This is a genomic window from Actinomycetospora sp. TBRC 11914 (assembly GCF_012933465.1).
Lineage (GTDB): Bacteria > Actinomycetota > Actinomycetes > Mycobacteriales > Pseudonocardiaceae > Actinomycetospora.
Genome location: NZ_JABBND010000022.1, coordinates 58,678 through 84,371, shown reverse-complemented (window position 1 = coordinate 84,371; position 25,694 = coordinate 58,678). Strand labels below are relative to the sequence as shown.

General features: G+C 76.2%; 26 protein-coding genes. 16 read left to right on the top strand and 10 right to left on the bottom strand.

The genetic code is table 11. The annotated features are described in order from the left end of the window. Nucleotides 1-35: 35 nt before the first annotated feature. The gene (locus HH311_RS26560) at nt 36-1,316 is read right to left on the bottom strand and encodes a protein kinase domain-containing protein (protein ID WP_169186720.1); all 1,281 of its coding nucleotides are present in this window, start codon (nt 1,314-1,316) and stop codon (nt 36-38) included. 120 nt (nt 1,317-1,436) lie between these two features. Here HH311_RS26560 and HH311_RS26555 point away from each other — a divergent pair, with 120 nt between their 5' ends. Then, nucleotides 1,437-1,796 carry an Rv2175c family DNA-binding protein gene (locus HH311_RS26555; protein ID WP_211190836.1) on the top strand — a complete coding sequence of 120 codons (360 nt, stop codon included), beginning with the start codon at nt 1,437-1,439 and terminating at the stop codon, nt 1,794-1,796. On the opposite strand, the gene HH311_RS26550 is transcribed toward HH311_RS26555, so the two are convergent. Genes HH311_RS26550 through HH311_RS26535 form a run of 4 tightly spaced genes read right to left on the bottom strand, consistent with a single transcriptional unit; the run spans nt 1,765 to nt 5,859 of the window. Beyond that, the gene (locus HH311_RS26550; protein WP_169186719.1) at nt 1,765-2,124 is read right to left on the bottom strand and encodes a hypothetical protein; all 360 of its coding nucleotides are present in this window, start codon (nt 2,122-2,124) and stop codon (nt 1,765-1,767) included. The genes HH311_RS26555 and HH311_RS26550 overlap by 32 nt on opposite strands. A 48-nt stretch (nt 2,125-2,172) precedes the next feature. Continuing rightward, nucleotides 2,173-3,183: a phytoene/squalene synthase family protein gene (locus HH311_RS26545; RefSeq protein WP_169186718.1), complete on the bottom strand. Its 1,011-nt coding sequence runs from the start codon at nt 3,181-3,183 to the stop codon at nt 2,173-2,175. After that, nucleotides 3,180-4,682 carry a phytoene desaturase family protein gene (crtI, locus tag HH311_RS26540; protein WP_169186717.1) on the bottom strand — a complete coding sequence of 501 codons (1,503 nt, stop codon included), beginning with the start codon at nt 4,680-4,682 and terminating at the stop codon, nt 3,180-3,182. Before crtI ends, HH311_RS26545 begins: the two co-directional genes overlap by 4 nt. 31 nt (nt 4,683-4,713) lie before the next feature. Further along, nucleotides 4,714-5,859: a polyprenyl synthetase family protein gene (locus HH311_RS26535; protein WP_169186716.1), complete on the bottom strand. Its 1,146-nt coding sequence runs from the start codon at nt 5,857-5,859 to the stop codon at nt 4,714-4,716. 133 nt (nt 5,860-5,992) lie between these two features. On the opposite strand from HH311_RS26535, the gene metF reads away from it, so the two are divergent. Then, complete coding sequence (metF, locus tag HH311_RS26530; protein ID WP_169186715.1) at nt 5,993-6,883, top strand: methylenetetrahydrofolate reductase [NAD(P)H]; 891 nt, start codon at nt 5,993-5,995, stop codon at nt 6,881-6,883. A 63-nt stretch (nt 6,884-6,946) separates the two neighbouring features. On the opposite strand, the gene HH311_RS26525 is transcribed toward metF, so the two are convergent. Then, complete coding sequence (locus HH311_RS26525) at nt 6,947-7,651, bottom strand: LppM family (lipo)protein (RefSeq protein ID WP_169186714.1); 705 nt, start codon at nt 7,649-7,651, stop codon at nt 6,947-6,949. A gap of 64 nt (nt 7,652-7,715) precedes the next feature. Next, nucleotides 7,716-8,423: a GNAT family N-acetyltransferase gene (locus HH311_RS26520; protein WP_169186713.1), complete on the bottom strand. Its 708-nt coding sequence runs from the start codon at nt 8,421-8,423 to the stop codon at nt 7,716-7,718. Nucleotides 8,424-8,763: 340 nt separating this feature from the next. Between HH311_RS26520 and HH311_RS26515 the strand changes: the two genes are divergently transcribed. Together HH311_RS26515 and HH311_RS32875 are read left to right on the top strand one after the other, a co-directional pair. Next, nucleotides 8,764-9,018: a hypothetical protein gene (locus HH311_RS26515; protein ID WP_312030426.1), complete on the top strand. Its 255-nt coding sequence runs from the start codon at nt 8,764-8,766 to the stop codon at nt 9,016-9,018. Between the two features lie 24 nt (nt 9,019-9,042). Continuing rightward, the gene (locus tag HH311_RS32875; RefSeq protein ID WP_169186711.1) at nt 9,043-9,588 is read left to right on the top strand and encodes an SAV_6107 family HEPN domain-containing protein; all 546 of its coding nucleotides are present in this window, start codon (nt 9,043-9,045) and stop codon (nt 9,586-9,588) included. 6 nt (nt 9,589-9,594) lie between these two features. On the opposite strand, the gene HH311_RS26505 is transcribed toward HH311_RS32875, so the two are convergent. Next, complete coding sequence (locus tag HH311_RS26505; protein ID WP_312030425.1) at nt 9,595-10,440, bottom strand: ParA family protein; 846 nt, start codon at nt 10,438-10,440, stop codon at nt 9,595-9,597. A gap of 34 nt (nt 10,441-10,474) precedes the next feature. On the opposite strand from HH311_RS26505, the gene HH311_RS26500 reads away from it, so the two are divergent. From HH311_RS26500 to rsmH, 4 genes are all read left to right on the top strand, one after another. Continuing rightward, nucleotides 10,475-11,260: a methyltransferase domain-containing protein gene (locus HH311_RS26500; RefSeq protein ID WP_169186710.1), complete on the top strand. Its 786-nt coding sequence runs from the start codon at nt 10,475-10,477 to the stop codon at nt 11,258-11,260. Nucleotides 11,261-11,501: 241 nt separating this feature from the next. Continuing rightward, entirely contained in the window at nt 11,502-11,903 is a 402-nt protein-coding gene (locus HH311_RS26495; RefSeq protein ID WP_169186709.1) for a DUF3040 domain-containing protein, read from the top strand. A 1,116-nt stretch (nt 11,904-13,019) separates the two neighbouring features. Continuing rightward, nucleotides 13,020-13,451 carry a division/cell wall cluster transcriptional repressor MraZ gene (gene mraZ, locus HH311_RS26490; protein ID WP_169186708.1) on the top strand — a complete coding sequence of 144 codons (432 nt, stop codon included), beginning with the start codon at nt 13,020-13,022 and terminating at the stop codon, nt 13,449-13,451. A 274-nt stretch (nt 13,452-13,725) separates the two neighbouring features. After that, entirely contained in the window at nt 13,726-14,721 is a 996-nt protein-coding gene (gene rsmH / locus HH311_RS26485) for a 16S rRNA (cytosine(1402)-N(4))-methyltransferase RsmH (protein WP_169186760.1), read from the top strand. A gap of 49 nt (nt 14,722-14,770) precedes the next feature. Here rsmH and HH311_RS26480 read toward each other — a convergent pair whose 3' ends face one another. Then, nucleotides 14,771-15,076, bottom strand: a complete 306-nt coding sequence (locus tag HH311_RS26480) for a hypothetical protein (protein WP_169186707.1) — start codon at nt 15,074-15,076, stop codon at nt 14,771-14,773. Here HH311_RS26480 and HH311_RS26475 point away from each other — a divergent pair. Continuing rightward, complete coding sequence (locus tag HH311_RS26475; protein ID WP_169186706.1) at nt 15,063-15,620, top strand: hypothetical protein; 558 nt, start codon at nt 15,063-15,065, stop codon at nt 15,618-15,620. The two genes, HH311_RS26480 and HH311_RS26475, sit on opposite strands and share 14 nt — an antisense overlap. Next, nucleotides 15,620-17,593, top strand: coding sequence for a penicillin-binding protein 2 (locus HH311_RS26470; RefSeq protein ID WP_169186705.1), 1,974 nt, complete (start codon nt 15,620-15,622; stop codon nt 17,591-17,593). The genes HH311_RS26475 and HH311_RS26470 overlap by 1 nt, the downstream gene beginning before the upstream one ends. 12 nt (nt 17,594-17,605) lie before the next feature. On the opposite strand, the gene HH311_RS26465 is transcribed toward HH311_RS26470, so the two are convergent. Beyond that, the gene (locus tag HH311_RS26465; protein ID WP_169186704.1) at nt 17,606-18,106 is read right to left on the bottom strand and encodes a GNAT family N-acetyltransferase; all 501 of its coding nucleotides are present in this window, start codon (nt 18,104-18,106) and stop codon (nt 17,606-17,608) included. Nucleotides 18,107-18,160: 54 nt separating this feature from the next. On the opposite strand from HH311_RS26465, the gene HH311_RS26460 reads away from it, so the two are divergent. From HH311_RS26460 to ftsW, 6 genes are read left to right on the top strand one after another with little or no spacing between them, the layout of a single operon-like run. Continuing rightward, nucleotides 18,161-18,817 (top strand): TetR family transcriptional regulator, encoded by a 657-nt coding sequence (locus tag HH311_RS26460; RefSeq protein ID WP_312030423.1) that lies wholly within the window; start codon nt 18,161-18,163, stop codon nt 18,815-18,817. 34 nt (nt 18,818-18,851) lie between these two features. Next, nucleotides 18,852-20,453, top strand: a complete 1,602-nt coding sequence (locus HH311_RS26455) for a UDP-N-acetylmuramoyl-L-alanyl-D-glutamate--2,6-diaminopimelate ligase (RefSeq protein ID WP_312030430.1) — start codon at nt 18,852-18,854, stop codon at nt 20,451-20,453. Continuing rightward, complete coding sequence (murF, locus tag HH311_RS26450) at nt 20,450-21,907, top strand: UDP-N-acetylmuramoyl-tripeptide--D-alanyl-D-alanine ligase (protein WP_169186702.1); 1,458 nt, start codon at nt 20,450-20,452, stop codon at nt 21,905-21,907. Before HH311_RS26455 ends, murF begins: the two co-directional genes overlap by 4 nt. Beyond that, the gene (gene mraY, locus HH311_RS26445) at nt 21,904-22,971 is read left to right on the top strand and encodes a phospho-N-acetylmuramoyl-pentapeptide-transferase (protein ID WP_169186701.1); all 1,068 of its coding nucleotides are present in this window, start codon (nt 21,904-21,906) and stop codon (nt 22,969-22,971) included. Before murF ends, mraY begins: the two co-directional genes overlap by 4 nt. Before the next feature lie 3 nt (nt 22,972-22,974). Beyond that, on the top strand, nt 22,975-24,432 hold the full coding sequence (gene murD, locus HH311_RS26440; RefSeq protein WP_169186700.1) for a UDP-N-acetylmuramoyl-L-alanine--D-glutamate ligase: 1,458 nt from the start codon (nt 22,975-22,977) through the stop codon (nt 24,430-24,432). Beyond that, entirely contained in the window at nt 24,429-25,676 is a 1,248-nt protein-coding gene (gene ftsW, locus HH311_RS26435; protein WP_169186699.1) for a putative lipid II flippase FtsW, read from the top strand. The genes murD and ftsW overlap by 4 nt, the downstream gene beginning before the upstream one ends. Nucleotides 25,677-25,694: the final 18 nt, after the last annotated feature.

Below are 25,694 nucleotides of genomic sequence, written 5' to 3'. Positions count from 1 at the left end.
TGAGCACTCACTGTCGCTATACCGACAGTTAGTGCTCACGGGCCTCCGGCACCCAGGAACCACCCGGCGAACCCGGCCGCGGTCGTCGCCGCGCCCACCAGCACCACCCACGCGGCGAAGATCCGGCGGGAACGGATGCGGTCCCGACGCCGGGCGTGGCGCTCCACGCGGTCCCCGACCCCGTCGACGTGGCCCCGGGCCGCCCCGTCGCGGGGGCGGTCGTCGTCGGGCTCGTCGTCGGGCTCCGGCCCGGCCTCGTCGAGGTCCTCCGGCTCCTCGGGCTCCTCGCGCGGGGGTGGCGCCTCCTCCTCGGCGGCGCGGCGGGGGGTCGGGCCGGTGAACCGTCGCGTCCCGGTCCGCGGCGGCGGGGCGGCCGCACCGACACGGGGCCGTCGCGGCGGCGTGACCGGTGAGAAGGGCAGAGAGTCCTCCCGGCGTGCCCGCCGGGCCTCTTCGAGGAACGCCGCCGCCGAGGCGAGGCGCTCGTCGGGGTCGCGGGCGGTGGCCGCGAGGACCAGCCGGTCAAGCGCCCGGGGGATGCCCGGGGCGCGGGTCGACGGGGCGGGCACGTCGACGTTCACGTGCCGGTACGCCACCGCCAGCGCGGTGTCCCCGCCGTGCGGCGGGACGCCGGTGAGCAGCTCGTACAGCACGATCCCGGCCGCGTAGACGTCGCTGCGCTCGTCGGTGCGCCCACTCTGCACCTGCTCGGGCGCGAGGTAGGCGGCGGTGCCGAGGATGAGGTCGTCGGACGTGGACCCGCCGGTGTCCAGCGACCCGTCGGCGGCGCCGTCCCACGCGGCGGCCACCAGCCCGAAGTCGGCCACCTTGAGCTGGCCCGACCGCGAGACCAGCACGTTCTCCGGCTTCACGTCGCGGTGCACCAGCCCCTGCCGGTGCGCCACCCGCAGCGCCGCGAGCACCGTCTCCACCACCGTGAGCGCCGTCGCCGGGGCCAGCCGCACCTGCTCGCGGATCACGTCGCGCAGCGTGCCGCCCTCCACGAGCTCGAGGACGAGGAAGACGGTGCCGTCCTCGTGGCGCCCCTGGTCGTGCACCGCGACGATCCCCGGGTGGGAGAGGCGGGCCGCCGCCCGCGCCTCCCGCTCGAAGCGCCGCACGAAGGTGGGGTCCGAGGCGAGCGACGGCTCCATGATCTTGATCGCCACCGGCCGGTCGAGCCGGGTGTCGGTGCCGCGGTGCACCGTCGACATGCCACCGCGGGCGAGCACCTCCCCGACGCGGTACCGGCCGTCGAGCACCGTCCCCGACGCCGCCGGGCCCGACGCGGGAGCACCTGGGGCGTCGCGGGCCATGACCGGATGCTACGAGCGGGCGACCCCGATGCCCCGCGACGACGCGCGGAGCCGCCGCCGGCGGCCCCGTCGTCGCGCGGACCGGTGATGTGCGCGGGTGTCCTCTGGCACAGTGCGGGGATGACCGCCGCGTTGACCGCTCTCGTGGGACGGGAGATCGAGGCCCTGACCCTCGCCGAGGCCGCCGAGCGCCTCGGGGTGCCCCGCACCCGCATCAGCCAGATGATCAAGCAGGGACAGCTCCTCGGGGTCCGCGAGGGCGACCGCTGGATCGTCCCCGCGGCGTTCCTCGTCGAGTCCGGGGTGGTGAAGGGCCTGCCGGGCCTGATCACCCTGCTGCGCGACGGCGGCTACGGCGACGACGAGATCCTCCGCTGGCTGTTCCTGGAGGACCCGACGCTGCCCGGCGCCCCGATCGAGGCGCTGCGCTCCGACCGCGGCGGCGAGGTCAAGCGCCGCGCCCAGGCGATGGCGTTCTGACCCGCGGGGCGAGCAGCGTCGCGAGGACCGGGGCCAGCCGCGCGGTCCGCGTCGGTCCCAGGGTCGCGACGAGCCCGGCGGCCACCGCCGGCCCGGTCCAGGCCCGCACCGCGTCCGACCCGTCCGGCGCGACGGTGACGGCGAGGAGGGTCGGGGTGTGCGGCGCGTCGTCGCCGAGCGCTTCGCGGCGCCACGCCGCGACCCGGTAGTCCCGCAGCGGCAGCACCTCCAGCCCCGGCGCCCGCCGCGCGACGGCGGCGGCGACGGCCCGGCAGCGCCGGCAGTCCGCGTCGAAGGCGAGGACGAGCTCGTCGGGGGCCTGCGGCATCCGTCGGAGAATAGGTGCGACTTCGTCGCTCGTGAGCACTACATGCCGCTATACCGACCTTTTCTGCTCACGAGCGCGGAGCGCACCTCGGCGGGCCGCGACCGCGCGGAGCAGGCCGGGGCCCGCGACGGCGGCCCGGCGGGCCTCGGAGACGACGACCCGGTGGGCGAGCACGTCGTAGTCGACGGCGACGATCTCGTCGAGGATGCGGCCGTAGAGCACCGCGGCGGTGCGCACGCACGGGCGGGAGACGGGGTGGAGCAGCGCGATCCCCGCCTCGGCCCGCCGGTAGATCGCCCGGGTCCGGGCCACCAGGTGGGCGAGCGCGCGCCGGACGCGGGCGTCGGTGCGACCGCGCTCCCGGCACCAGGCGAGCAGGTCCCGGTCGACCCCGAACGCCGCCAGGTCCTCCCGGGGCAGGTAGACCCGCCCCCGGTCGAGGTCCTCGCCGACGTCGCGGAGGAAGTTCGTCAGCTGGAACGCCACGCCGAGCGCGGCCGCCGCCGGCTCGGCCTCCGGGCGCGGCACGACGGTCCCGAGCACCGGCAGCACCTGCAGCCCGATGACCGCCGCGGACCCGTGGACGTAGACCCCGAGGTCGTCGAACGTCTCGTAGCCGTCGACGACGAGGTCCATCGCCATCGAGTCCATGAAGTCCTCGAGGTGGCGGTGGTCGATCCCGTAGCGCTCGACGGTGTGCGCGAGGGCCGCCACGACGGGCTCCTCGGCGAGCAGGGTCGTCGCGTCGGCGGGACCGGCCAGCGCCACCCGCATCCGCGCCCGGACCTCCTCGAGGCGGGCCACCACCTCCTCCGGCCCGGCGGCCCCGGGCGCGTCGACGACGTCGTCGGCCATCCGCGCGAAGCCGTAGAGCGCGTGGATCGCCGGGCGCTGGGCGGGGGTGAGCAGCCGGGTCGCGAGGAAGTACGTCCGGCCGTGCGCGGCGTTGAGGGCCCGGCAGCGGGCGTAGGCCCCGCGCAGCGCGGGGGCGGTGATGCCGGCGGCGTCGAGCTCGCCCGCGGCGCCGCGCTCCGGGTGCGGTGCGACCTCGGCGGTCACGCGGCGTCCCCGACGATGCGCTGCGCGGCGAGCTTGCCCGACACGACCACCGTCGGGACCCCGACGCCGGGCGTCGTGCCGCACCCGGCGAGCACGACGTTGTCGACGCCGCGCGGGCGGTTGCCGGACCGGAAGGGGCCGGTCTGGGCGAACGTGTGCGCCGCCGAGAACGGCGTGCCGGCGGCCATCCCGAGCCGCGCCCAGTCGGCGGGGGAGATGCGGTGCTCGGCGACGACGGCGGCCGGGTCGAGCGCGATGCCGCGCGCCGCGAGCACCGTCAGGAGCTCGTCGCGGTAGTGCGGGGCGACGCGGTCCCAGTCGAGGCCGGGGGCGCGGTCGGTGTTGGGGCACGGGGCGAGCACCGAGACGTAGTCGCCGCCGAGCGGGGCCAGCGTCGGGTCGGTCGCGGTCGGGCGCGTGACCAGCAACGACGGGTCGCTCATCAGCCGCCCCTCGGTGATGATCTCGTCGAAGGTGGAGGCCCAGGCGCCGCCGAAGGAGATCGTGTGGTGCCCGAGGTCGGGCTGCGGACGGTCGAGGCCGAGGTGCACGACGAACGCCGAGGGCGACCACCGCAGCGGCACCCCGCGGCGCGGCGAGCGTCCGAGCAGGCGGTGCACGACGGGCAGGTCCGGGGTGAGGACGACGGCGTCGGTCGGGATCCGTTCACCGTCCGTGACCACCGCGGTGACCCGGCCGCCCCGTCGTTCCAGCTCGGTGACCTCGGTGCCGAGCCGCAGCTCGACCCCGGCGTCGGCGGCCGCGTCGGCGTAGGCCTGCGGCAGCGCCCGGACGCCCCCGGGCTCACCGTCACGGCCGCGGGGGAAGTACACGCCGGCGATCGTGTCCATGTAGGCGATCACCGCGTAGGCGGCGAGCGCGCGCGACGGCGGCACCCCGGCGTAGAGGGCCTGGAAGGAGAAGATGCGCCGCAGCCGCTCGTCGTCGAGGAACCGGGCGATCCGCGGGCCGAGCCGCCCGAACCCGCCCAGGACGCCGAGGCGGGCCAGGTCGGGGGAGAGGACGTCGAGCGGGGAGTCGAAGTTGGCGTCGATGAACGTCGCCATCTGCACCCGGTACAGCTCGCCGAGCCAGTCCCGGAGCCGGCGGTAGCCGGCCGCGTCGCGCCCGGAGACCTTCTCGCGGATCTCCTGCTCCATGGCCTCGGCGTCGGTGTGGACGTCGATCGCGGAGCCGTCGGCGAACCGCGCGTGGTAGGCGGGGTCGAGGCGGACGAGGTCGAGCCGGTCGCCCAGCTTCTCCCCGACGGCGGCCAGGGGCGCCTCGAGCAGGTCCGGCATCGTCAGGACCGTCGGGCCGGTGTCCAGGCGGAAGCCGTCGAGGTCCAGCCGTCCGGCGCGGCCGCCTGGGAACGACTCGCGCTCCACGACCGTCACGTCGCACCCCGCGCCCCGCAGGTGCAGGGCGGCGGTGAGCCCGGCGAGGCCCGCCCCGACGACGACCACGCGACGCGACGGCGGGACGGTCCTGCGGGGCACGTGGGGGTCTCCTCTTCGCGGTGGGGGAGGTTCAGCGGCTGCGGTGGGCGGCGACACCGGCGAGCGCGGTGAGCCGTTCGCGGCCGGCGGGGTCGAGGTCGGCGCCGGCGAGCGCGTCGAGCCCGGAGGCGGTGAGCGCGTCGATGCGCTCCTCGACCTCGGCGACCACCCCCAGCTCCTCGAGCGCGGCCCGCGCGTCCGCGACCTCGTCGGGAGTGAGGTCGGGCTTGCCGAGGGCGTGCTCGACGGGGGCCGCCGCGGCGGCGTCGGGGTGCTGGCGGGCGAGCGCGACCAGCAGGGTCCGCTTGCCCTCGCGCAGGTCGTCGCCGGCGGGCTTGCCGGTGACCGCCGGGTCCCCGAACACGCCGAGCAGGTCGTCGCGCAGCTGGAACGCGATCCCCAGGTCGGTGCCGAAGCGCCGGTAGGCGGACACGACGTCGTCGTCGGCGCCGGCGAGCGCGGCGCCGAGGTGCAGCGGGCGCTCGATGGTGTACGCGGCGGTCTTGTACCGGCTGATCCGCAGCACGCCCTCGGGCGTCGCGGTGTCGGTGGCGTGCCCGACGACGTCGAGGAACTGCCCGGTGAGCAGCTCGGTGCGCATGGCCTCCCACACCGGCGCGACGCGGGCGAGCGTGGGCGCGTCGAGGCCGGCGGCGCGGAGCATGTCGTCGGCCCAGGCCAGCGCGACGTCGCCGACCAGCACCGCGATCGCAGCTCCCAGACGCTCCGACGAGCCGATCCACTCCCGCTCGCGGTGCCGCGCGGACCAGATGGCGTGCACCGTCGGGCGGCCGCGGCGCAGCAGCGAGTCGTCGATGAGGTCGTCGTGCACGAGCGCGCACGCCTGGATCAGCTCGAGGGCCGCGACGGCGTCGAGGACGACGCCGGGCGGGGGCCCGTCGGGCGCGTCCGACCCGCGCGCGGCCCGCCACCCCCACCACGCGAAGGTGGGCCGCAACCGCTTCCCGCCACCGAGGGCGAGGTCGGCGAGGTCGTCCACCGCGTCGACGAACTCGGGGGCCAGCGAGGCGCACGTCTCGCGCCGGGCGTCGAGGAAGACGCGCAGGGCGTCGGTGACGGCGGCGGGCAGGTCGGCGTCGACCGTGGCGAGGGCGTCCGCGGGATCGTCCCAGATCAGGGGGTCGCCCGGGGTCACGAGCGTCCGGCCACCGGTCATCCGAGCTCCTCTCGCCGGGCCGCCGACCACAGGGTAGGCAGGTCCGGATTGCCCGGCCGGACGAGCACTGAACCGGGCGGCGGCCGTCACACGAGTGGTCCCGGTCCGGGTGATGACCACGTATGGTCACCGAATGGCCACTGTCACGGAACGCATCCAACGTGGGACGCCGACGTTCTCGGTGGAGTTCTTCCCTCCCAAGAACGACGAGGGCGAGCGGACCCTGTGGAACACCATCCGGTCGCTCGAGCCCCTCGACCCGGCGTTCGTCTCGGTGACCTACGGCGCCGGCGGCTCCAGCCGCGACCGGACCGTGCGCACCACCGGGCGGATCGCCACCGACACCACGCTGACCGCGATGGCCCACCTCACGGCCGTCGACGCGTCCATGGAGGACCTGCGCCACGTCATCGGCTCCTACGCCGAGGCCGGCATCTCCAACGTCCTCGCGATCCGGGGCGACCCGCCGAACGACAAGGACGCCGAGTGGGTGCCCCACCCCGCGGGCCTGCAGTACACCGAGGAACTGGTCCACATGGTCCGGCGGCTCGGGTCGTTCTGCGTGGGCGTCGCCGCGTTCCCGTACCTGCACCCGCGCTCGGTCGACGAGGATTCCGACACCCGGTTCTTCGTGTCGAAGGTGAAGGCGGGCGCCGAGTTCGCGATCACCCAGATGTTCTACGACGCCGACCAGTTCCTGCGGATGCGTGACCGCATCCACGCGGCCGGCTGCGAAATCCCGATCATGCCGGGGCTCATGCCGATCACCACGCCGAAGTCGGCGGAGCGCGGCGCGGACTTCTCCGGTGCCCCGCTGCCCGCGGCGATGTCCGAGCGGCTCGAGCCGTACGCCGACGACGCCGACGGCTTCCGCCAGTGCGGCATCGACCTGTGCGTCGAGCTCTCGCAGCGGATGTACGACGAGGGCGTCGGCAACATCCACTACATCAGCATGAACCGCTCGCCCGCCGTGGTGGACGTGGTGCAGCGGCTCGGCATCGCGGGAGCGTCCGCGTCGAACTGAGCGGCCCGCTACGCCGGGTCGGTGGCCCGCCGCTACGCCGGGTCGGTGACCCGGTGCGCCGCGTCACCGGCGCGCCCGCCGGTCGACCCGGGGGCGCGTCGCGGCGGCCAGCGCGAACACCACCCCGGCGGCGACGAGCACCACCGCGACCAGGATCAGCGCCCAGCTGACCCAGGACGGCGCGTTGGGGTCGGGGTAGGAGGCGACGGCGTTGACCTCGCCGACCTCCCCCGGCGTGAAGGTCCACGACACGACGCCCTGCGAGACCGTGCCGTCGGTCTGGGTGATGGTGCCCGGGAACGCCATCTTGAGCTGCACGTCGGCGCTCTCGGGGTTCAGGCGGGTCAGGTCGACCTGCCCCGAGAGGATCACGCGGTCGCCCGCCCGGCGCAGCTGCAGCCGGATCGCCGACGACGTCGTCGGGCTGATCTGCGGGAGCAGCCGGGACACGTCGTCGAAGCTCAGGTCCTCGAAGGCCAGGTGGGAGCCGATGTAGCCGTCCTGCTCGTACCGGGTGACGGTCACGTCGCCCTGCAGGTCGGACGGGATCTGCAGCGGCGGCCCGGTGCCGCCCGGTGCCCCGTCGGGCGTGCCGACGTCGATCGTGCCGGAGACGGTGTCCTGCGGAGACACCGCCAGCCCGGCCCGGACCCGCACGCACCCGGTGCCGAGCAGCGCCACCACCGCGAGGACCGCGGCGAGCAGGACGAGCGAGCGACGGCGCGATCCGGGGGCGGGACGTGGCCGGAGGAGCGGGGGCAGCGGCACGCCGACATCGTGCCAGGCGGGTCCGACGGTGCCCGGCGACGCCGACGTGGGCCCGTCCGGCGTGTCAGCCCGGGGTGGAGTCGTCGAGCGGCAGGGGCCGCCCGAGGACCGCGAACGGCCGGGGGTCGCTGGAGAAGCGGTGGTGGCGCAGCACATCCCGGAACCCGCAGCGGCGGTAGAGCACCCACGCGCGGGTCGGGACCGGCGCCTCCGGGGTGGAGAGCAGCACGTGGGCGCCGTCGGCCCGCTCGAGGAGCCGCCGGAGCAGACCGTGGCCCAGGCCGTGGCCCTGCGCGTCGGTGCGGACGTGCAGCTCGGTGAGCTCGAAGTAGTCGGCCAGGTAGCTCTCGGGGTCGCCGTCGAGGGGCCAGGGGTCGAGGTCGGTGGTCCCGGTGTGCGCGGGCGCGTCCTGGTGGCCGTGGCCGTCCCCCAGCAGGCGACCCAGGCCCGCACCGAACAGCCCGCCCGCCGGCGAGCGGGCCGGGCGCCCGGCCCGCCGCAGGCCGCGGCGGACCTCCTCGTACCACCACTGCCCGGGTGCCCCGGGGTAGCCGTAGGCGATCCCACGCAGGACGTCGTGCTCGTCGAGGGCGGCCACCGCGCGCCACCCGGGTCGGCGCGAGTGCTCGAGCCACATGGGGGCGCGCTGGCGTGCCGTGCCCGGTGGGTAGCCCATGGCCGCGACGTAGAGGTCGAGCGCCTCGTCGAGACGCGACGGGAGCTCGGCCGGGTCGAGGTCGACCAGGCGCGCCTCCTCCGGGGCGGCCGTCATCGCGACCCGCCCGCGCCGTGCTGGGCCGGGTCCGCCGCTGCCCGGGCCACGGAGTCCACGCCGTCATCACATCACGCCCGTCGAGCGGGGCCGGTCGCGCGGTTCGCGGGGGACCCGGTCGGCCGACTTGACGCGCGGGGGGCGGCGCGGTTCACTCGTGGCAGTCGAACACGTGTTCGACACCGGGTGCGGCGGGCCGTGGGGAAGCGTCCCGTCGCACCCGGCGCCGCCGGCTTCCCCACGGTGGCAGGCACAGCCGTCCCGCACCCGGCGGGACGGGGAGCGCGCCGCCGTGGAGGACGCCTTGGTTCGGAGCCCCTCGCCGGTCGGAGTGCGGTGCGTGGACGGCGACCCCGTCGAGTTCCACCGCCGCCCGAACCGGCGTGACAGCCACTACCTGGTCATGGAGGTCCGGGAGCGCTGGATCGAACAGTCGCGGTGGCCGTTCCGCTCGATGATGCCCATCGGGGGAGACCGGTGCCGCTGCTGGCGGGTGCTCGCCCGCCGCTCCGACGAGCCGCACCTCCCCCCGGGGGAGTTCGTGCTCCGCATGCGGTCCGGCCCCGGGGTCTGGGACCTGCGCTGGCTGACCTGACCACCCCCGAGTCCGGAGGACACCATGACGATCTCGACGACGACCTTCCCGACGCCCGCGTCCGACGCCGCCGCGGGCGCCGACCTGTTCGACACCGGCCTGCGGGGTGCGCCGACGCCGCGGGGCGGACACCGGTCACGCGCTCCGCACGACCGCCGCGGCGGACGGTCCGCCCCCCGTCCGCCCGGCCCGCCGCCGTCGCGGTCGGTGGTGACGCTGCTCGAGGCCGCCCGGGACGGGCTGCGCGAGGCGCAGCGGGCCGACACCCCGGCCGAGCGGTTCCGGCTGGCGCACCTGTCCGCGCTGCGCTCGGCGGCGGCGGTGCTCGCGGCGCGGGCCCGGACGCGGCGCTCCGCCCGCCCCACCGACGCGTGGACGCTGCTCACCTCGGTCGCGCCGGAGTACGGGGAGTGGGCCGCGTTCTTCGCCGCCCACTCGGCGACCCGGTCGGCGGTCGAGGCGGGGGCCCGCAGCCGGGTGGGGCAGCGTGACGCGGACGACATGGTCCGGCAGGCCGACCTGTTCCTCGCCCTCGTGACGCGGACGGTCGCCGGGCGGCGGGAGGACTGAGGGCGCTCAGCCGGTGCGGCGCGGGTTCTTCTGCTCGCGGGCCCGGTGACCGGCCCGCACGATCCGCCCGAGCAGGTTGTCGAAGTGCTGGGAGATCTCCCGGGCGCCCGGGGTGTCCCAGCGCTGGATGGGGACGCCGGCTCCCTGGGCCTGCTGCACGGCGGTGCGGTCGGGCAGGACGCCGGGCAGGACGAGCGGGCCGAAGAGCTCGCGGAGCTCGTTCACCCGGAACTCGTGCTCCGCCGAGCGGGTGCGGTACCGGTTGATGAGGACGCCCAGCGGCTGCAGGCGCGAGTTGTGGGCGCGCTCGGCCTGGACCGCCTCGAAGGCGCGCTGGACGCCGGAGACGGCGAAGATCGTCGGCTCGGTGACGAGCACGGCGCGGTCGACGGCGACCAGCGCGGACCGGGTGAGCTGGCCCAGGGACGGCGGGCAGTCGATGAGGACGAGCTCGTAGTGGGACAGGCCGGAGCCGGCGCGCGACGGGCCGTCGTCGGCGGTGCCCCGGGGCAGGGCGGCGAGGAGACGGGAGAGCCGCCCGAGCCGCTGGGAGCCGGGATCGGGGTGGTTGTGGCGCTCGATGTCCTCCGAGCCGACGAGGACGTCGATGGCGTCGTCCCAGGCGCTCGGGGCGATGGAGGTGGCGAGGATCGCGGGGGAGGGGTTCTCCAGCGCGTCGGCGATCGTGGTCTCGCTCTCGGCCGGCTCGAGCGCGGTTGTGGCGTTGCCCTGCGGGTCGAGGTCGACCACGAGGGTGCGCAGGCCCTGCCGTGCGGCCGACCCGGCGAGGCCGAGGGTGACGGTGGTCTTGCCGACCCCGCCCTTGAGGCTCAGCACACCCGTCACGTACACGGGGGCAACGTACCGGCTGGCGCGCGGATCCCCGATGGGTGCGCACTACGGTGTGGCCGTGACCGCACGCCCGTCCGCACCCACGGCCGTCGACGTGGTGGCCCGCGCGCTGCGTGACGAGCTCGCCGGGGTCCGCGCCCGGGCCGTCGGTGGCCGCGCGCCGCGCGTGCTCGACGTCGGCGGGGGCAGCGGGACCTGGGCCGTCCCGCTCGCGGGGGAGGGCTGCGAGGTCACCGTCGTCGACTCCAGCGCCAACGCCCTCGCCGTGCTGCGCAGCCGGGCCCGCGACGCCGGCGTCGCCGACCGGGTGCGCGCGGTCCAGGGCGACGTCGACGCGCTCGCCGACATCGCCGACGGCGACGGCGGGGCCGACCTCGTGCTGGGGCACGGGCTGCTCGAGTACGTGGACGACCCGGTCGCCGCCGTCCGCGCCCTCGCCGTCGCGACGACGCCGGGCGGCGCGGTCTCGGTCCTCGTGGCGGGGCGCTGGGCGGCCGTGCTGGGCCGGGTGGTCGCCGGACGGGTGGCCGAGGCCCGGCGGCTGCTCACCGACCCGGCGGGCCGCTGGGGAGCGGGTGACCCGATGCTGCGGCGGATGGACACCGACGAGGTCCGCACGCTGCTCGAGCGCGACGCGGGCCTCGTCGTCGAGCAGGTGCGCGGTCACCGGGTGCTGGCCGACCTCGTCCCGGAGCTGCCGGACGGCGCGTCGGCGGGCGCCGAGCTCGCGGCGCTCGAGGAGCTGGCCGGCGACACGCCGCCGCTGCGCGACCTCGCCTCCCGCATCCACGTCCTGGCCCGCCGGTCCGGCGAGCGGTGATCGGCGGGGCGCCGCTCCCGTGATCGTCGGGCACCGGCACGCTCCGCGCCGACATGATCGCGGCGCGTCGCGGCGTGGCCCTTCTCACCGGCCGAAAGAATGATCGTCGCGGGAACAACCCGGTCCGGGTAGTCGGAGTGCCGGAGGGCTCGTACGATGAGGTCAGCCATCCCGATGATGTGCCGATCGTCCCACTCACCCGGGTCGATCCTCGCTCTCGTTCCGGTGCCGGAGGAGAACCATGCCGCTCTCCGAGCACGAGCAGCGTCTGCTCGACCAGATCGAGCGCGCGCTCTATGCCGAGGATCCGAAGTTCGCGTCGACGGTGCGCGGGGGACGCCTGCGCCGCCCGTCCCGGCGCCGACGGATCCAGGGTGTGGTGCTGTTCGTCCTGGGCGTCGTCGCCCTGGTCCTCGGGCTGGTCTTCCAGTGGTTCGTCGCCGGGTTCCCGATCGTCAGCGTCGTCGGGTTCCTCCTGATGTTCGCCGGCGCGGTCCTCGCGATCACCGCGACGGGCGGCAAGAAGGGTGAGGCCGCCGCCGCGGAGGGCGACGGCAAGACGCCCCCGGCCGGCGACAAGGAGAAGAGCCGCTTCACCAGCCGGATGGAGGAGCGCTTCCGGAAGCGCTTCGAGCAGGAGTAGCCCGGCCCGCCGTTCCCGCCGCGCCGTCGACCCCCGTGGTCGGCGGCGCGTCGTCGTGTCTGGGGTCGGCCGGGGAGGCCGGCGACTCCGTCCGGCGGATCGTCCGCCCCCCCCGCCCGGCCCCGTGGGTTGGTCAGGAGCACGTGGGGCAGCTCGGCGGGCCCGATGAGATGTGCGGTGTGCACCTCGCTGTGGTCTACCGCCACCGCGGGTTGCTCAGGGGCACGTGGGGCAGCTCTGCGTGCCCGGGGAGATGCGGGGTGTGCCCCTCGCTGCGGGCTGGCCCCACTCCGCCCCACCCGGGGATGCCGGCCGGTGACGGCGCTGGAGATCAGGGAGTCACTGCACGGCGGACGGAGATCCCCTCGGGGTGCACTGACTCCTTCGGCGGGCCACCAACTCCCGCGGGCTGATCAGGAGCACGTGGGGCAGCTCGGCGGGCCCGATGAGATGTGCGGTGTGCCCCTCGCTGTGGTCTATCGCCACCGCGGGTTGATCAGGAGCACATGAGGGGCTCCGTGGGCTCGCAGAGAGGCGGGGTGTGCCCCTCGCTGCGGGCTGGCCCCACTTCCACTCCACCCGGGTCGTCGGCCCACGGCGACGCTCGAGATCAGGGAGTCACTGCACGCCGGACGGAGATCTCGTCGGGGTGCAGTGACTCCCTCGATGGCCCCGCGCGGCTCCGTCGGCTGATCAGGAGCACGTCCGGCAGCTCCGCGGGCTCGGAGCGAGGAGCGGCGTGCCCCTCGCCGCCGTCGCGACCACCGACCGCCCCACCTCGACCCCCGGACCGCCCCACCGCTCCCCACCGATCGCCCCACCGCTCCCCACCGACTTCCCCACCGCTCCCCACCGACCGCCCCACCACCCCCCACGCCGCCCCCGAGCAGGCAGAACCGGGCCCCCGAAGCCCCCGCAGCGCGTGTCGGAACCCCCGCGGACGCGCCGGGTCGGGGATCGTCGTCGTCCGTTCCCCACCTCTCCCCACCGCCGTTGACCTGCGCGAACTCCTCCCATCGGGGCACACTCGCCGGAGCCCGGAGGTTGTGGGTGGAGCGTTGTGGGGTATTGTGGTGAGCAGTGGGGCGCAGGGGGCCTCACCGGGGAGGTGGGGCCGTGTTCCTCGGCACCCACACCCCGCGACTGGACGACAAGGGCAGGTTGACGCTGCCCGCCAGGTTCCGGGACGAGCTCGCAGGGGGGTTGATGATCACGAAGGGGCAGGACCACTGCCTGTACGTGTTCCCCCGCGACGAGTTCGAGCAGATGGCCCGCAAGGTCGCCGAGGCGCCGTTCACCGACGAGCGGGTCCGCGCCTACCAGCGCTACCTGTTCGCCGGCACCGACGAGCAGCGTCCGGACTCCCAGGGGCGCATCCCCATCGCCGCGGAACTGCGCCGCTACGCCGGACTGGACCGGGACTGCACGGTCATCGGGGCCGTGAACCGCCTCGAGATCTGGGACTCCACGGCGTGGCAGCAGTACCAGGACGCCCACGAGGACAGCTACGCGCAGGCCCAGCAGGAGGTGCTCCCCGGGGTCTTCTAGGCCCCACGAGCAGACGACGAGCCCACCGACGGTACGGGTGCCGTGAGGCCCCGGCCCGCAGGGTGACGGCCCTGGCACACCTTCCCCGGTGCCAGGTCCGCCCGCCCTGCGGGCCGGGACGTGACGGCATCCCGCCCGTGCGGGCCCCGAGGCACGGTGGTGCCCTCGGACAACAGGTGCGGCGGCCCCGGCCGCGGCGGCCCGGCGGAGAGCGGTGGAGGCGAGGATGCCCGGTTCACGGGACGAGGACGACGACGCCCTCGAATTCACCCACATGCGCACCAACGACGTGTCCGAGGACGCTCCCGCGGATCGTCCGACCGCACAGCGCCACGTCCCCGTCCTCCTGGCCCGCGTGCTCGAGCTGCTCGACCCGGCCCTCACCACCCCCGACGCCGTCGTGGTCGACGCCACCCTCGGCCTCGCCGGGCACGCCGAGGCGCTGCTCGACCGCCACGAGCACCTCACGCTGGTCGGCCTCGACCGTGACCCCGAGGCGCTGCGTCTGGCCACCGAGCGGCTCGCCCGCCACGCCGACCGCGTCCACCTCGTCCGGGCGGTCTTCGACGAGATCGCCGACGTCCTCGACGACCTCGGCCTCGGACCCGTCCAGGGGGTCCTCTTCGACCTCGGGGTGTCCTCGCTGCAGCTCGACGAGACCGACCGCGGCTTCTCCTACGCCCGCGACGCGCCCCTCGACATGCGCATGGACCCGACGACGGGCCCGAGCGCGGCCGACGTCCTCAACACCTACGCCCCGGGCGAGCTCGTCCGGGTGCTCCGCGACCACGGGGAGGAGCGACAGGCCCGGCGCATCGTCGAGGCCGTCGTGCGTGCCCGGCGACGGGCTCCGCTGCGCACCAGCGCGGAGCTCGTCGCCCTCCTCGAGCAGGCCCTGCCCGCCGCGAGCCGGCGCACCGGGGGCAACCCCGCGAAGCGCACGTTCCAGGCGCTGCGCATCGAGGTCAACGGCGAGCTCGACGCCATCGCCACCGCCGTGCCCGACGCGGTCGACGCGCTCGCGGTCGGCGGGCGCATCGTCGTCATGAGCTACCAGTCCCTCGAGGACCGGATCGTGAAGCGGGTGCTCGGCGAGCGCTCGCGGACCACGGCGCCGCCGGACATGCCGGTGGTGCGACCCGAGGACGAGCCCGAGCTCGCGCTGCTCACCCGCGGCGCGGAGAAGGCCGACGAGACCGAGATCGCCGCGAACCCGCGCGCGGCCTCGGTGCGGCTGCGCGCCGCCCAACGTGTCCGGGAGGCGGCATGAGCTCCAGCACGCTCGAACGCGCGACGCGCACGGCGGCCCGGACGGGCAGTCAGCGCGGGGACCGCGCCGGGTCCCCGACGGCGGGTGCGGCAGCGGGCACGACGACGGCGGGTGCGACGACGACGCGGCCCCGCCCGGCCCGCGGCACGACCACCCCGACGAAGGCCACCCCGGCGAAAGCCACCCCGGCGAAAGCCACCCCGGCGAAGGCCACCCCGGCGAAGGCCGCCTCGACGAGGGGCGCGACCACCCGGGCCGGCGCCCGGGCCGCGTCGGCCCGGACCCGTACCACGGCAGGACAGGACGCAGCGGCCGACGCCTCCGGCGGCACCGCGCCGTTCGTGCTGCTGATCATGGTGCTGCTCACCTCGGGCCTCGTCGCGACCCTGTGGCTCTCCACCGCGGCCGCCGCCGACTCCTACCGGCTCGACGCCGCCCGCCAGGCCACCCGCGACCGGTCCGAGGAGGTCGAGCGCCTGCACCGCGACGTCGCCGCGATGCAGTCCGCGCCCGCCCTCGCGGCGGCCGCGCAGCGGATCGGCATGGTGCCGGCCGGCGTGCCCGCGGTGATCCTCGTGCACCCCGACGGCTCGTCCCAGGTGGTCGGCACCCCGTCGAAGGCGCGCGCCGCCGCGCCGCCGCCCGCCCCGAAGCCCGCCGCCCCCGCCACCCCGGTCAACCCCGCGGCGCCGACGGCCGCCGCCACCGCCCCCGACCCCGAGGCCCTCGCCAATGACCCGCGCTCCGGCGTGCAGGCCTCCACCGGCGGCGCCCCCGCCCCCGCGCCCGCCGGCGAGGGGACGCCCGCCCCGGCCGGCGACCCCGCTCCCGCCGGGGCCGGCACGACCACCAGCATCCCGGCCGCGCCGGTCAACCCGGTCCCGGCCGGAGGTCGCTGATGGCGCGCCTGCCCGCGACCCTCACCCGCCCGCCGTCCCGCCAGGGCTCCCGCGCCGACCGCACCGACCGCACCGACCGCACCGACCGCTGGGGACCACCCGCGTCCGGGCCGCGCCGGCCGCCGCCCCCGTCCCGTGGCGGCGGGGGAGGGCGCCGCCCCGGCCCGCCGCCCGGACCCCCGCCGCGGGCCCGGCGTCTCGCGTCACCCGCCGACCCGCGCCGCCGGCTGCGGATCGGGCGGCTCCTGCTCGTCGTGCTGCTGCTCGTCGCCGGGGGCAAGCTCGTCGAGGTCCAGGCGATCAGTGCGGGCTCGCTCGCCGCCGACGCCGCCAAGCAGCGCATGACCCGCCTGGTGATCCCGGCCGAGCGCGGCGCGATCCTCGACCGCAACGGGACGCCGCTGGCGTTCTCGGTCGAGGCCAAGGCGCTGACGGCCAACCCGCGGCGGATCACCGCGGACTGGTCCAAGCCCGAGGTCCGCGCCGTCCCCGGGACCCCCACCCCGGACCAGCGCAAGGCGCAGATCGCCCAGGGGATGGCGACGATCCTGCACGCCGACCCGCTGGCGCTGTTCAACGAACTGGAGAGCGACAAGAGCTACGTCGTGCTGGCCCCGCTCGTCGACCCGACCGCGGCGCGCACCATCCAGCAGCAGTTCCCCGAGATCGCCGCCGAGGACCGCGAGTCGCGCCAGTACCCCGCGGGCGACGTCGGCGGCTCGGTCGTGGGCAGCGCGTCCTGGAGCCTGGACAAGGGACGGGTCAGCGGCAACGTCGGGCTCGAGAGCGCCCAGGACCCGGTCCTCGCGGGCCAGGACGGGTACCGCATCGTCGACACCGCCGAGGGCAGCGACGCGGTCATCCCCGGCAGCACCCGCGCCGAGCAGCCCGCGCAGGCCGGCCGCGACGTCGTGCTGACCCTGGACTCCGACCTGCAGTACACGGTGCAGCAGGACCTGTCGGCCTACGTCGCGCGCACCGGGGCGAAGGACGGCAGCGCCGTCGTCCTCGACGCCAGGACCGGCCAGGTCCTCTCCCTCGCCAACAGCGCGGCCGGCGGGGCGCCCGCGCCGGGCGACGCGGCGGTGACCACGCCGTTCGAGCCGGGGTCGGTCAACAAGGTCGTCACCTTCGCGGGGGCGCTGGAGGCCGGCCTCATCAAGCCCGACGACGTGCTCACCGTCCCCGGCAGCATCAAGGTCGCCGACCGGACGATCAACGACGCCTGGGTCCACGGCCCGGTGCGGATGACGATGAACGGGATCCTCGGGAAGTCGTCCAATGTCGGGACGCTGATGACGGCCCAGAAGCTCGGGCCGGACCGCTTCGCGCAGATGCTGTCGAACCTCGGCGTCGGGACGAAGACGGGCGTCGAGCTGCCCGGCGAGAGCGCCGGGTCGGTGCCGCCGCGGAAGGACTGGTCGGGCTCGACGTTCGGCAACCTGCCCATCGGCCAGGGGCTGTCGATGACGACGCTGCAGATGGCGAGCATCTACCAGGCGGTCGCCAACGACGGGGTGCGGGTGCCGCCCCGGGTGATCTCGGCGACCGTCGGGCCCGACGGGGTGCGCACGCCCACCCCGCAGCCGGCGGGGGTGCGGGCGATGTCCCCGCAGACCGCGCAGACGCTGCGGCAGATGCTGCAGTCGGTGACCCAGGGCGGGAAGAGCCCCAACGAGGGCACCGGCGCGAAGGCCGCCATGGACGGCTACCCGGTGGCGGGCAAGACCGGCACCGCCCAGCAGGTGGACCCGACGTGCGGCTGCTATGCGAAGTCGACGTACTGGATCACGTTCGCCGGCATGTTCCCGGCCGACGACCCGCGGTACGTGGTGGCCCTGATGCTCGACGCGCCGCCCGGCGGCGACTCGGCGGCGCCGCTCTTCCACGACATCGCGACGTACCTCGCCGCCCACGGCAACGTCCCGGTCTCCACCGCGCCGCCGCGGATGGTGCCGCTCCAGCTGCCGTAGTCCGGAGCGGTGTCAGGGCGCACCCTCCGGGCCGGCGAGGTCGAGCACGTAGGACTGCCCCAGCAGCTCCCGCCCGAACCCGGTGTGGGTCTCCTCGCCGTCGAGCACGAACCCGGCGGCGAGGTAGATCCCGCGTGCCGCGGCGAGCGGCTCGTTGGTCCACAGCACGAGCCGCGCGTACCCCGCCCCGCGGGCGAACCCGACGCAGCGCTCCACCAGGGCCCGCCCGACGCCGAGCCCGCGCGCGTCGGGCTCCACGAGCAGCAGCCGCAGCCGCGCCGTCGTCGCCTCCTCGCGCACGCACAGCACCGAGCCGACCCGGCGGCCGTCGAGGTCGGCCACCCAGGCCGCGTCACGGCCGGGCACCGCGGACGCGGCGAAGTCCGCCACGATCCGCGCCGTCACCGCCTCGACCGACCACCCGTACTCGGCCGCGTAGCGCTCGCCGTGGGCCATGAGCACCCACCCGAGGTCACCGGGCCGGTCGGCGTCCCGGAGCACGACGTCACCCACGAGAACACCACCCCTTCACTGAAACGACTGTTTCAGTAAAGCACACTGTCGGACGTGACGGCGACCGAATCCTCGACATCCCCGACACCCACGGGGATCGACGAAGGCTCCGCCCGCCGGCGGGAACTGCTCGAGGCCGCGTACGGGTGGGTGCTCGCCCACGGCCTCTCGGACATGTCGCTGCGCCCGCTGGCCGAGGCGATCGGCTCCAGCCCGCGGGTGCTGCTCTACCTCTTCGGCAGCAAGGACGGCCTGGTGCGGGCGCTGCTGGGCCGCTCGCGGGCCGACCAGTTGCGGGTGCTCGAGGACCTTCCCGACGACGCCGGGCTCGGCACGGTCGTCGAGCGCGTCTGGCGCTGGCTCGCCGCCGAGGAGCACCGCCCGCTGCTGCGCCTCTGGCTGGAGGCCTACAGCCGGTCGGTGACCGGTGAGCCCGGCCCGTGGGGTGGGTTCGCCCGGGAGACCGTCACCGACTGGGACCTGCTGCTGGCCGCGCACCAGCCCTCGTCGGTCGTCGGCACGCGCGCCGGGGCGGCCGAACGGACGCTGGTGCTCGCGGTGCTGCGCGGTGCCCTCATCGACCTGCTCGCGACCGGCGATGCCGCGCGCACCGGGGCCGCCGTCGCCACCCACGCGCGCGCCCTGTCCGGGGCCGGGAGGACCGGCGTCGGCGCGGAGGGCGCGGACCGGACCACGCGGGACGGTGAGTAGCCTTCCGCCCGTGCCCGCGCCGAGTCGGACCGCCGTGGAGCCCTCCGGGGACGACGTCCCTCCGGGCCCTGACGTGATCCGCCCGCGCCACGTCGCGCCGACCCCGGTGGCGGCGCTCGCCGCCCGGATCGCCGAGGCCACCGGCACCGCCCCCGACCTGCACGGGGACCCCGCGGTCACCGTCACCGGGGCCGGGCTGCGCGCCCACGAGATCGCACCCGGCGAGCTCTTCGCCGCCCTCGGCGGGGCCCGCGCCCACGGCGCCGACTTCGCCGACCGGGCGCTCGCCCGCGGGGCCGCCGCGGTGCTCACCGACCCCGAGGGCGCCGCCCGCCCCGCGCTCGCCGCCACCGACGTCCCGGTGCTGGTCCACCCGCACCCGCGGGAGGCGCTCGGTCCGGCGTCCGCGCTCGTCTTCGGCGACCCGTCGCGGCGGCTCGCCCTGCTCGGCGTCACCGGCACCAGCGGCAAGACCACGACGGTGTACCTGCTCGAGGCGGCGCTGGCGGCGGCGGGCGCGACGACGGGCCTGATCGGCACCGTCGAGACCCGCATGCGGGGCCGCCACGTCCCGAGCGCTTTCACCACCCCCGAGGCGCCCGACCTGCAGGCCCTCCTGGCCGCGATGGTCGAGGAGGGGGTCACCCACGCCGCGATGGAGGTCTCGAGCCACGCGCTCGCGCAGGGCCGGGTCGACGGCACCGCCTACGCGGTCGGCGCCTTCACCAACCTCTCGGCCGAGCACCTGGACTTCCACCCGACGATGGAGGACTACTTCGCCGCCAAACGGCGCCTCTTCGACGGCCGGGCCGCGGCCCACGTCGTGTGCGTGGACGACGCCTGGGGCCGGCGCCTGGCCGACGACCTCGACGCGCCCACCACGGTGAGCGCCGCGGGCCGCGACGCCGCCTGGACCGCCACCGCCGTCACGGCCCACCCCGACGGCACCCAGACCTTCACCGCGCTCGGCCCCGGCGCCGCCGAGCTCCCGGTGACGCTGCGCCTGCCCGGGTCGTTCAACGTCGCCAACGCCCTCGTCGCGCTGGCCTGCGGGCAGGCCGCGGGACTCGACCCGGCCCGGCTCGCGTCGGGGTTCGCGCAGGTCACGGTGCCGGGGCGGATGCAGCGGGTGGACGCCGGGCAGCCGTTCCTGGCCGTGGTCGACTACGCCCACAAGCCGGCCGCGGTCGAGGCGCTGCTGACGACGCTGCGCGAGCAGGGCTCCCGGGGCGCCCGGAGCGACGGGCCCGGGCGGGTCCTGACGGTGCTGGGGTGCGGCGGCGACCGCGACCGCGAGAAGCGCCCGGTCATGGGCGCCCTGGCGGCCGAGCTCTCGGACCTGGTCTGGATCACCGACGACAACCCGCGCACCGAGGACCCGGCGGCGATCCGGGCCGCGATGCTGGACGGGGCGCGGGCCTCCGAGCGGGCCCGTGCGATCGTGGCGGAGGAGGGCGACCGCCGGGCCGCGATCCGGGCCGCCGTCGCCGCCGCCCGGCCGGGCGACGTCGTCGTGGTCGCCGGCAAGGGCCACGAGCCCGGCCAGAAGGTGGGCGCCGAGGTGCTGCCCTTCTCCGACGTCGAGGAGCTCACCGCCGCCCTGCACGACCGCGCCCCGCGAGAGGACCCTGCGTGATCGATCTGACCCTCGCCGAGCTGGCCCGCCTCGTCGGCGGGCGGCTGCACCGGGCGACCGGGGACGAGCGCATCACCGGCACGGTCGAGTTCGACAGCCGTGCCGTCGGTCCCGGCGGGCTCTTCGTCGCGCTGCCCGGCGAACGGGCGGACGGCCACGGCTTCGCCGCCGCCGCGGCCGCCCAGGGCGCGGCCGGGGTGCTGGCCGCCCGCGAGGTCGAGGCCCCCGCGGTGCTCGTGCCGACGGCCGCGACCCCCGAGGGCGCCCGCGGCTCCTACGTGCTCGAGGCCGACCACGACGGCTCCGGCGCCGCCGTGCTGGCCGCGCTGCAGGCGCTCGCCCGCCACGTGGTGGACACCCTGGTCGCGCGGACCGGGCTGTCGGTCGTCGGCATCACCGGCTCGTCGGGCAAGACCTCGACCAAGGACCTCGTCGCCGCGCTGCTCGAGCGCGACGGGCCCACGGTCGCCCCGCCCGGCAGCTTCAACAACGAGCTCGGCCACCCCTGGACGGCGCTGCGCGCCGACGCCGCGACCCGCCACCTGGTCTGCGAGCTCTCCGCGCGCGGGCCCGGCCACATCGCCGCGCTCTGCCGCGTGGCGCCGCCCCGGGTCGGGGCTGTGCTCAACGTCGGGTCCGCGCACCTGGGCGAGTTCGGGTCCCGGGAGGCGATCGCGGCCGCCAAGGGCGAGCTGGTCGAGGCGCTCCCACCGGCCGGCCGGGGCGGGGTCGCCGTGCTCGGCGCCGACGACCCGGTGGTCGCCGCCATGGCCGACCGGACCGCGGCCCGCGTCGTGCACGCCGGCCGGGCGCCGGCGGCCCACGTCCGCGCCGTCGACGAGTCCCTCGGCGGCGACGGCCGCGCCCGGTTCCGGCTCGTCACGGCGCGCGGCGAGGCCGACGTGGCCCTGCGCCTGCGCGGCAGCCACCAGGTCGACAACGCCCTGGTGGCCGCGGCCATCGCCCTGGAGACCACCGGCCTGTCGGTCGCGCAGGTCGCCGAGGCCCTCGGCCAGGCCGAGCCGCGCAGCCGCTGGCGCATGGAGGTCGGCGAGCGCGCGGACGGCCTCACGGTCCTCAACGACGCCTACAACGCGAACCCGGAGTCGATGCGCGCCGCCCTCGCCACCCTCGCGGCCATGGAGGGACGCCACACGGCCGTCCTCGGGATGATGGCCGAGCTCGGCCCCGACGCCGAGGCGGCGCACGCCGAGCTCGGCCGCCTGGCGGCGAGCACGGGCCTGCACCGGCTCGTCGTCGTCGGCGAGGGCGCGCGCGGGGTGCACGAGGCGGCCCGCGACGCCGGGCTCGCCTCCGACCTCGTCCCCGACGCCGCCGCCGCGGTCGCGGCGGTCCACGCCGGCCCCGGCGACGTCGTGCTGGTCAAGGCCAGCCGCTCGGCCGGGCTGGAGACGGTGGCCGAGGCGCTCCTCGCGGGGGGTGGCGCGTCGTGAAGGGCGTCCTCGTCGCGGCCGGGATCGCGCTCGCGGTGTCGATCCTGCTGACGCCGTACGTGATCCGGCTGTTCATCAAGCAGGGCTTCGGCCAGGAGATCCGCGAGGAGGGCCCGCAGAGCCACCAGGGCAAGCGCGGCACCCCGACGATGGGCGGGGTCGCGATCCTCGCCGCGATCTGGATCGGCTACCTCGTCTCGCACCTCGCGGTCGACGTGTCGATCTCGGTCTCCGGGCTGCTGGTGCTGCTGCTCATGACCTCGCTGGGCATCGTCGGGTTCCTCGACGACTTCATCAAGATCCGGCGGCAGCGCAACCTGGGGCTCAACAAGACCGCGAAGCTGATCGGCCAGCTGGTCACCGCGGTGATCTTCGCGGCGCTCGCGCTGCAGTTCGCCGACTCGCAGGGCCTCACGCCGGCGTCGACGAACCTCTCGTTCGTCCGCGACATCGCCGTCGTCGGCTTCGGCAGCATCGGGTTCATCCTGTTCTGCTACCTCATCGTCACCGCGGCCTCGAACGCGGTGAACCTCACCGACGGGCTCGACGGGCTCGCCGCGGGCATCTCGGCGATGGTGCTCGCGACCTACCTGATCGTCTCGTTCTGGCAGTTCCGCAACTCCTGCGCGACCAGCATCGCGGCCGGCTGCTACCAGGTCCGCGACCCCCTCGACATCACCCTCGTCGCGGCCGCGGGCATGGGCGCCTGCATCGGGTTCCTGTGGTGGAACGCCGCGCCCGCCCGCATCTTCATGGGCGACACCGGCTCGCTCGCCCTCGGCGGCCTGTTCGCCGGGCTCGCGATGGTCACCCGCACCGAGCTGCTGCTCGTCGTGCTCGGCGGGGTGTTCGTCGTCGAGGCGCTCTCGGTCGTGCTGCAGGTCGCGGTGTTCCGGACCACCCGACGGCGGCTGTTCCGGATGGCGCCCTTCCACCACCACTTCGAGCTCGCCGGCTGGGCGGAGACGACCGTCATCATCCGCTTCTGGCTGCTCGCGGCCATCTGCTGCGCGCTGGGCCTCGGCCTGTTCTACAGCGAGTGGCTCGCCGCGTCGGGCGGCTGAGGCATGGACGGCACAGCGCACCCCACGGCCTGGACCGGCACCCACGTGCTGGTCGCCGGCGCGCGGCGCACCGGCGCCTCGGTGGTCGACGTCCTGCTCGAGCTCGGCGCGACGGTGACCATCGCCGACGCCGACCCGGAGCAGCTCGCGTCGCTCGCCGACCGCAAGACCGCGCTGACCACCGACCTCGCCTCGCTGCCCGAGGGCACCGGCCTCGTCGTCACCAGCCCCGGCTTCCGGCCCGACTCGCCGCTCGCGCGGGCCGCGCTGGCGGCCGGCGTCGAGATGATCGGCGAGCCCGAGCTGGCGTGGCGGCTGGGGCACGACCCCGCGGTCTGCCCCGACGGGCCCCCGCGCTGGCTCGCCGTCACCGGCACCAACGGCAAGACCACGACGACGGGCATGCTCGAGGCGATCCTGCTCGCCGCCGGCGAGGACGCGGTGGCCTGCGGGAACATCGGGCTCCCGATCGTCGACGCGCTGCGGGCCGGGCACCGGGTGCTCGCCGTCGAGCTCTCCAGCTTCCAGCTGGAGTGGTCGCCCTCGGTGGCGCCCCACGCGGGCGCGGTGCTCAACGTCGCGGACGACCACCTCGACTGGCACGGGTCGATGGCCGCCTACGCCGCGGCGAAGGCGCGGGTGCTGCGGGGCGAGATCGCGATCGCGGGTCTCGACGACGAGCGCGCCGCCGGCCTGCTGCGCGACGCGCCCGCCCCGCGCCGCGTCGGGTTCACCCGCGGCGAGCCGAGCCCGGGGGAGGTGGGGCTGCGCCGCGACGAGGGGCTCCTGCTCGACCGGGCCTTCCCCGACGAGGGCGACCGGCGCGGCACCGTGCTCGCCACCCTCGGCGACGTGGCCCCGGCCGGGCCGCCGGGGGAGGCCAACGCGCTCGCCGCGGCCGCCCTCGCCCGGGCGCACGGCGTGCCGGCCGCGGCCGTCGCGGCGGGCCTGCGGGCCTACGCGCCGGGCGCACACCGCGGCGCCGTCGTCGCCGAGGCGAACGGCGTGCGCTGGCTCGACGACTCCAAGGCGACCAACCCCCACGCCGCCGCCGCGTCGCTGGCCGCGCACGACCGCGTGGTGTGGCTCGCGGGCGGCATCCTCAAGGGCGCCCACGTCGACGACCTGGTGATCGCCCACCGGGGCCGGCTGGCGGGGGTGGTGGTGCTCGGGGTCGACCGGGGCGCGATCCTCGACGCCCTGGCCCGACACGCCCCGGAGGTGCCCGTCGTCGACGTCGGCGCGGGTGACGATGGCCCGATGGATCCGGATCCCATGGGTCGTGCGGCGGCCGCGGCCGCGTCGATGGCCCGCCCCGGCGACGTGGTGCTGCTGGCGCCGGCGGCGGCGTCGATGGACATGTTCCGCGACTACGCCGCGCGGGGGGACGCGTTCGCGGCCGCCGCGCAGCGGGTGGCGGGGCTCCCCGAGCCCGCCTCCGACCCCGGCGCCCCGGCATGACCGCCCCGCCACGGGTGCGGGCGGTCGGCGCGACGCTGCAGCAGTGGCTGTCCCGGCCGCTGACCTCGCTGCACCTGGTGCTCGCGGTGTTCGGGCTGCTCACCGCGCTGGGCCTGGTGATGGTGCTCTCGGCGTCGTCGGTCAACGCCTACGCGGCCGGTGGCTCGTCGTACGGGGTGTTCTTCCGCCAGCTGCTGTTCGCGGCGCTCGGCGCGGTGCTGTTCTGGCTCGGTCTGCGGGTGCCGCCGCGGCGCTGGCGGGCGGCCAGCCCGTGGCTGCTCGCCGGCTGCCTCGTGCTGCTCGTCCTGGTCCTCGTGCCGGGGCTCGGCGCGGAGGTCAACGGTTCGCGGTCCTGGTTCCGCGTCGCCGGGGTGTCGCTGCAGCCCTCGGAGATCACCAAGGTCGCGCTCGCGCTGTGGGGTGCGCACGTGCTGGTGCGCCACCGGCCCGCGCCCCGGCGCTGGCGCCAGGCGCTGCTGCCGGTGGTCCCGGTCGCGCTGCTGATCCTCACCCTCGTCGTCGCGCAGCCCGACCTGGGCACGACGATCTCGCTCGCCGTCGTCGTCGCGGGCCTGCTGTGGTTCGCGTGCGCCCCGCTCGGGCTGCTCGCGCTGCTGGCGACGGCGGGCGTCATCGGGGCCGTGGTGCTCGGCGTGGTCGCCTCCTACCGGCAGAGCCGGATCGCGGCGTTCCTCGACCCGTCGGGCGCCGACCCGCTCGGGCCCGCCTACCAGGCCCGCCAGGCGCTGTACTCCCTCGCCGACGGCGGGCTGTTCGGGCAGGGTCTCGGGCAGGGCCGCTCGAAGTGGAGCTACCTGCCCAACGCGGACAACGACTTCATCTTCGCGATCATCGGCGAGGAGCTCGGCTTCCTCGGCGCGGCCGCGGTGATCGCGCTGTTCGTGACGCTGGCCTACACCGGGCTGCGCATCGCCGCGCGCTCGGTCGACCCGTGGATCCGCGTCGTCGCGGGGACCCTCACGGTGTGGCTCGTCGTGCAGGCGGCGATCAACATCGGCTACGTCGTGGGCCTGCTCCCCGTGACGGGCATCCCGCTGCCCCTGGTGTCCTCCGGGGGCACCTCGCTCGCGCTCGCGCTGTTCTCCGGCGGCCTGCTGGCGAACTTCGCCCGGCACGAGTCCGACGCGGCGGCGGTGCTGCGCACCCAGGGCCAGGGCCGCCTCGCGCGGGCCCTGCGCCTGCCACCACCCGAACCCGTGCGGGCCCGCGCCCGCACCGCCTGACCCGACCGAGGAGGCACC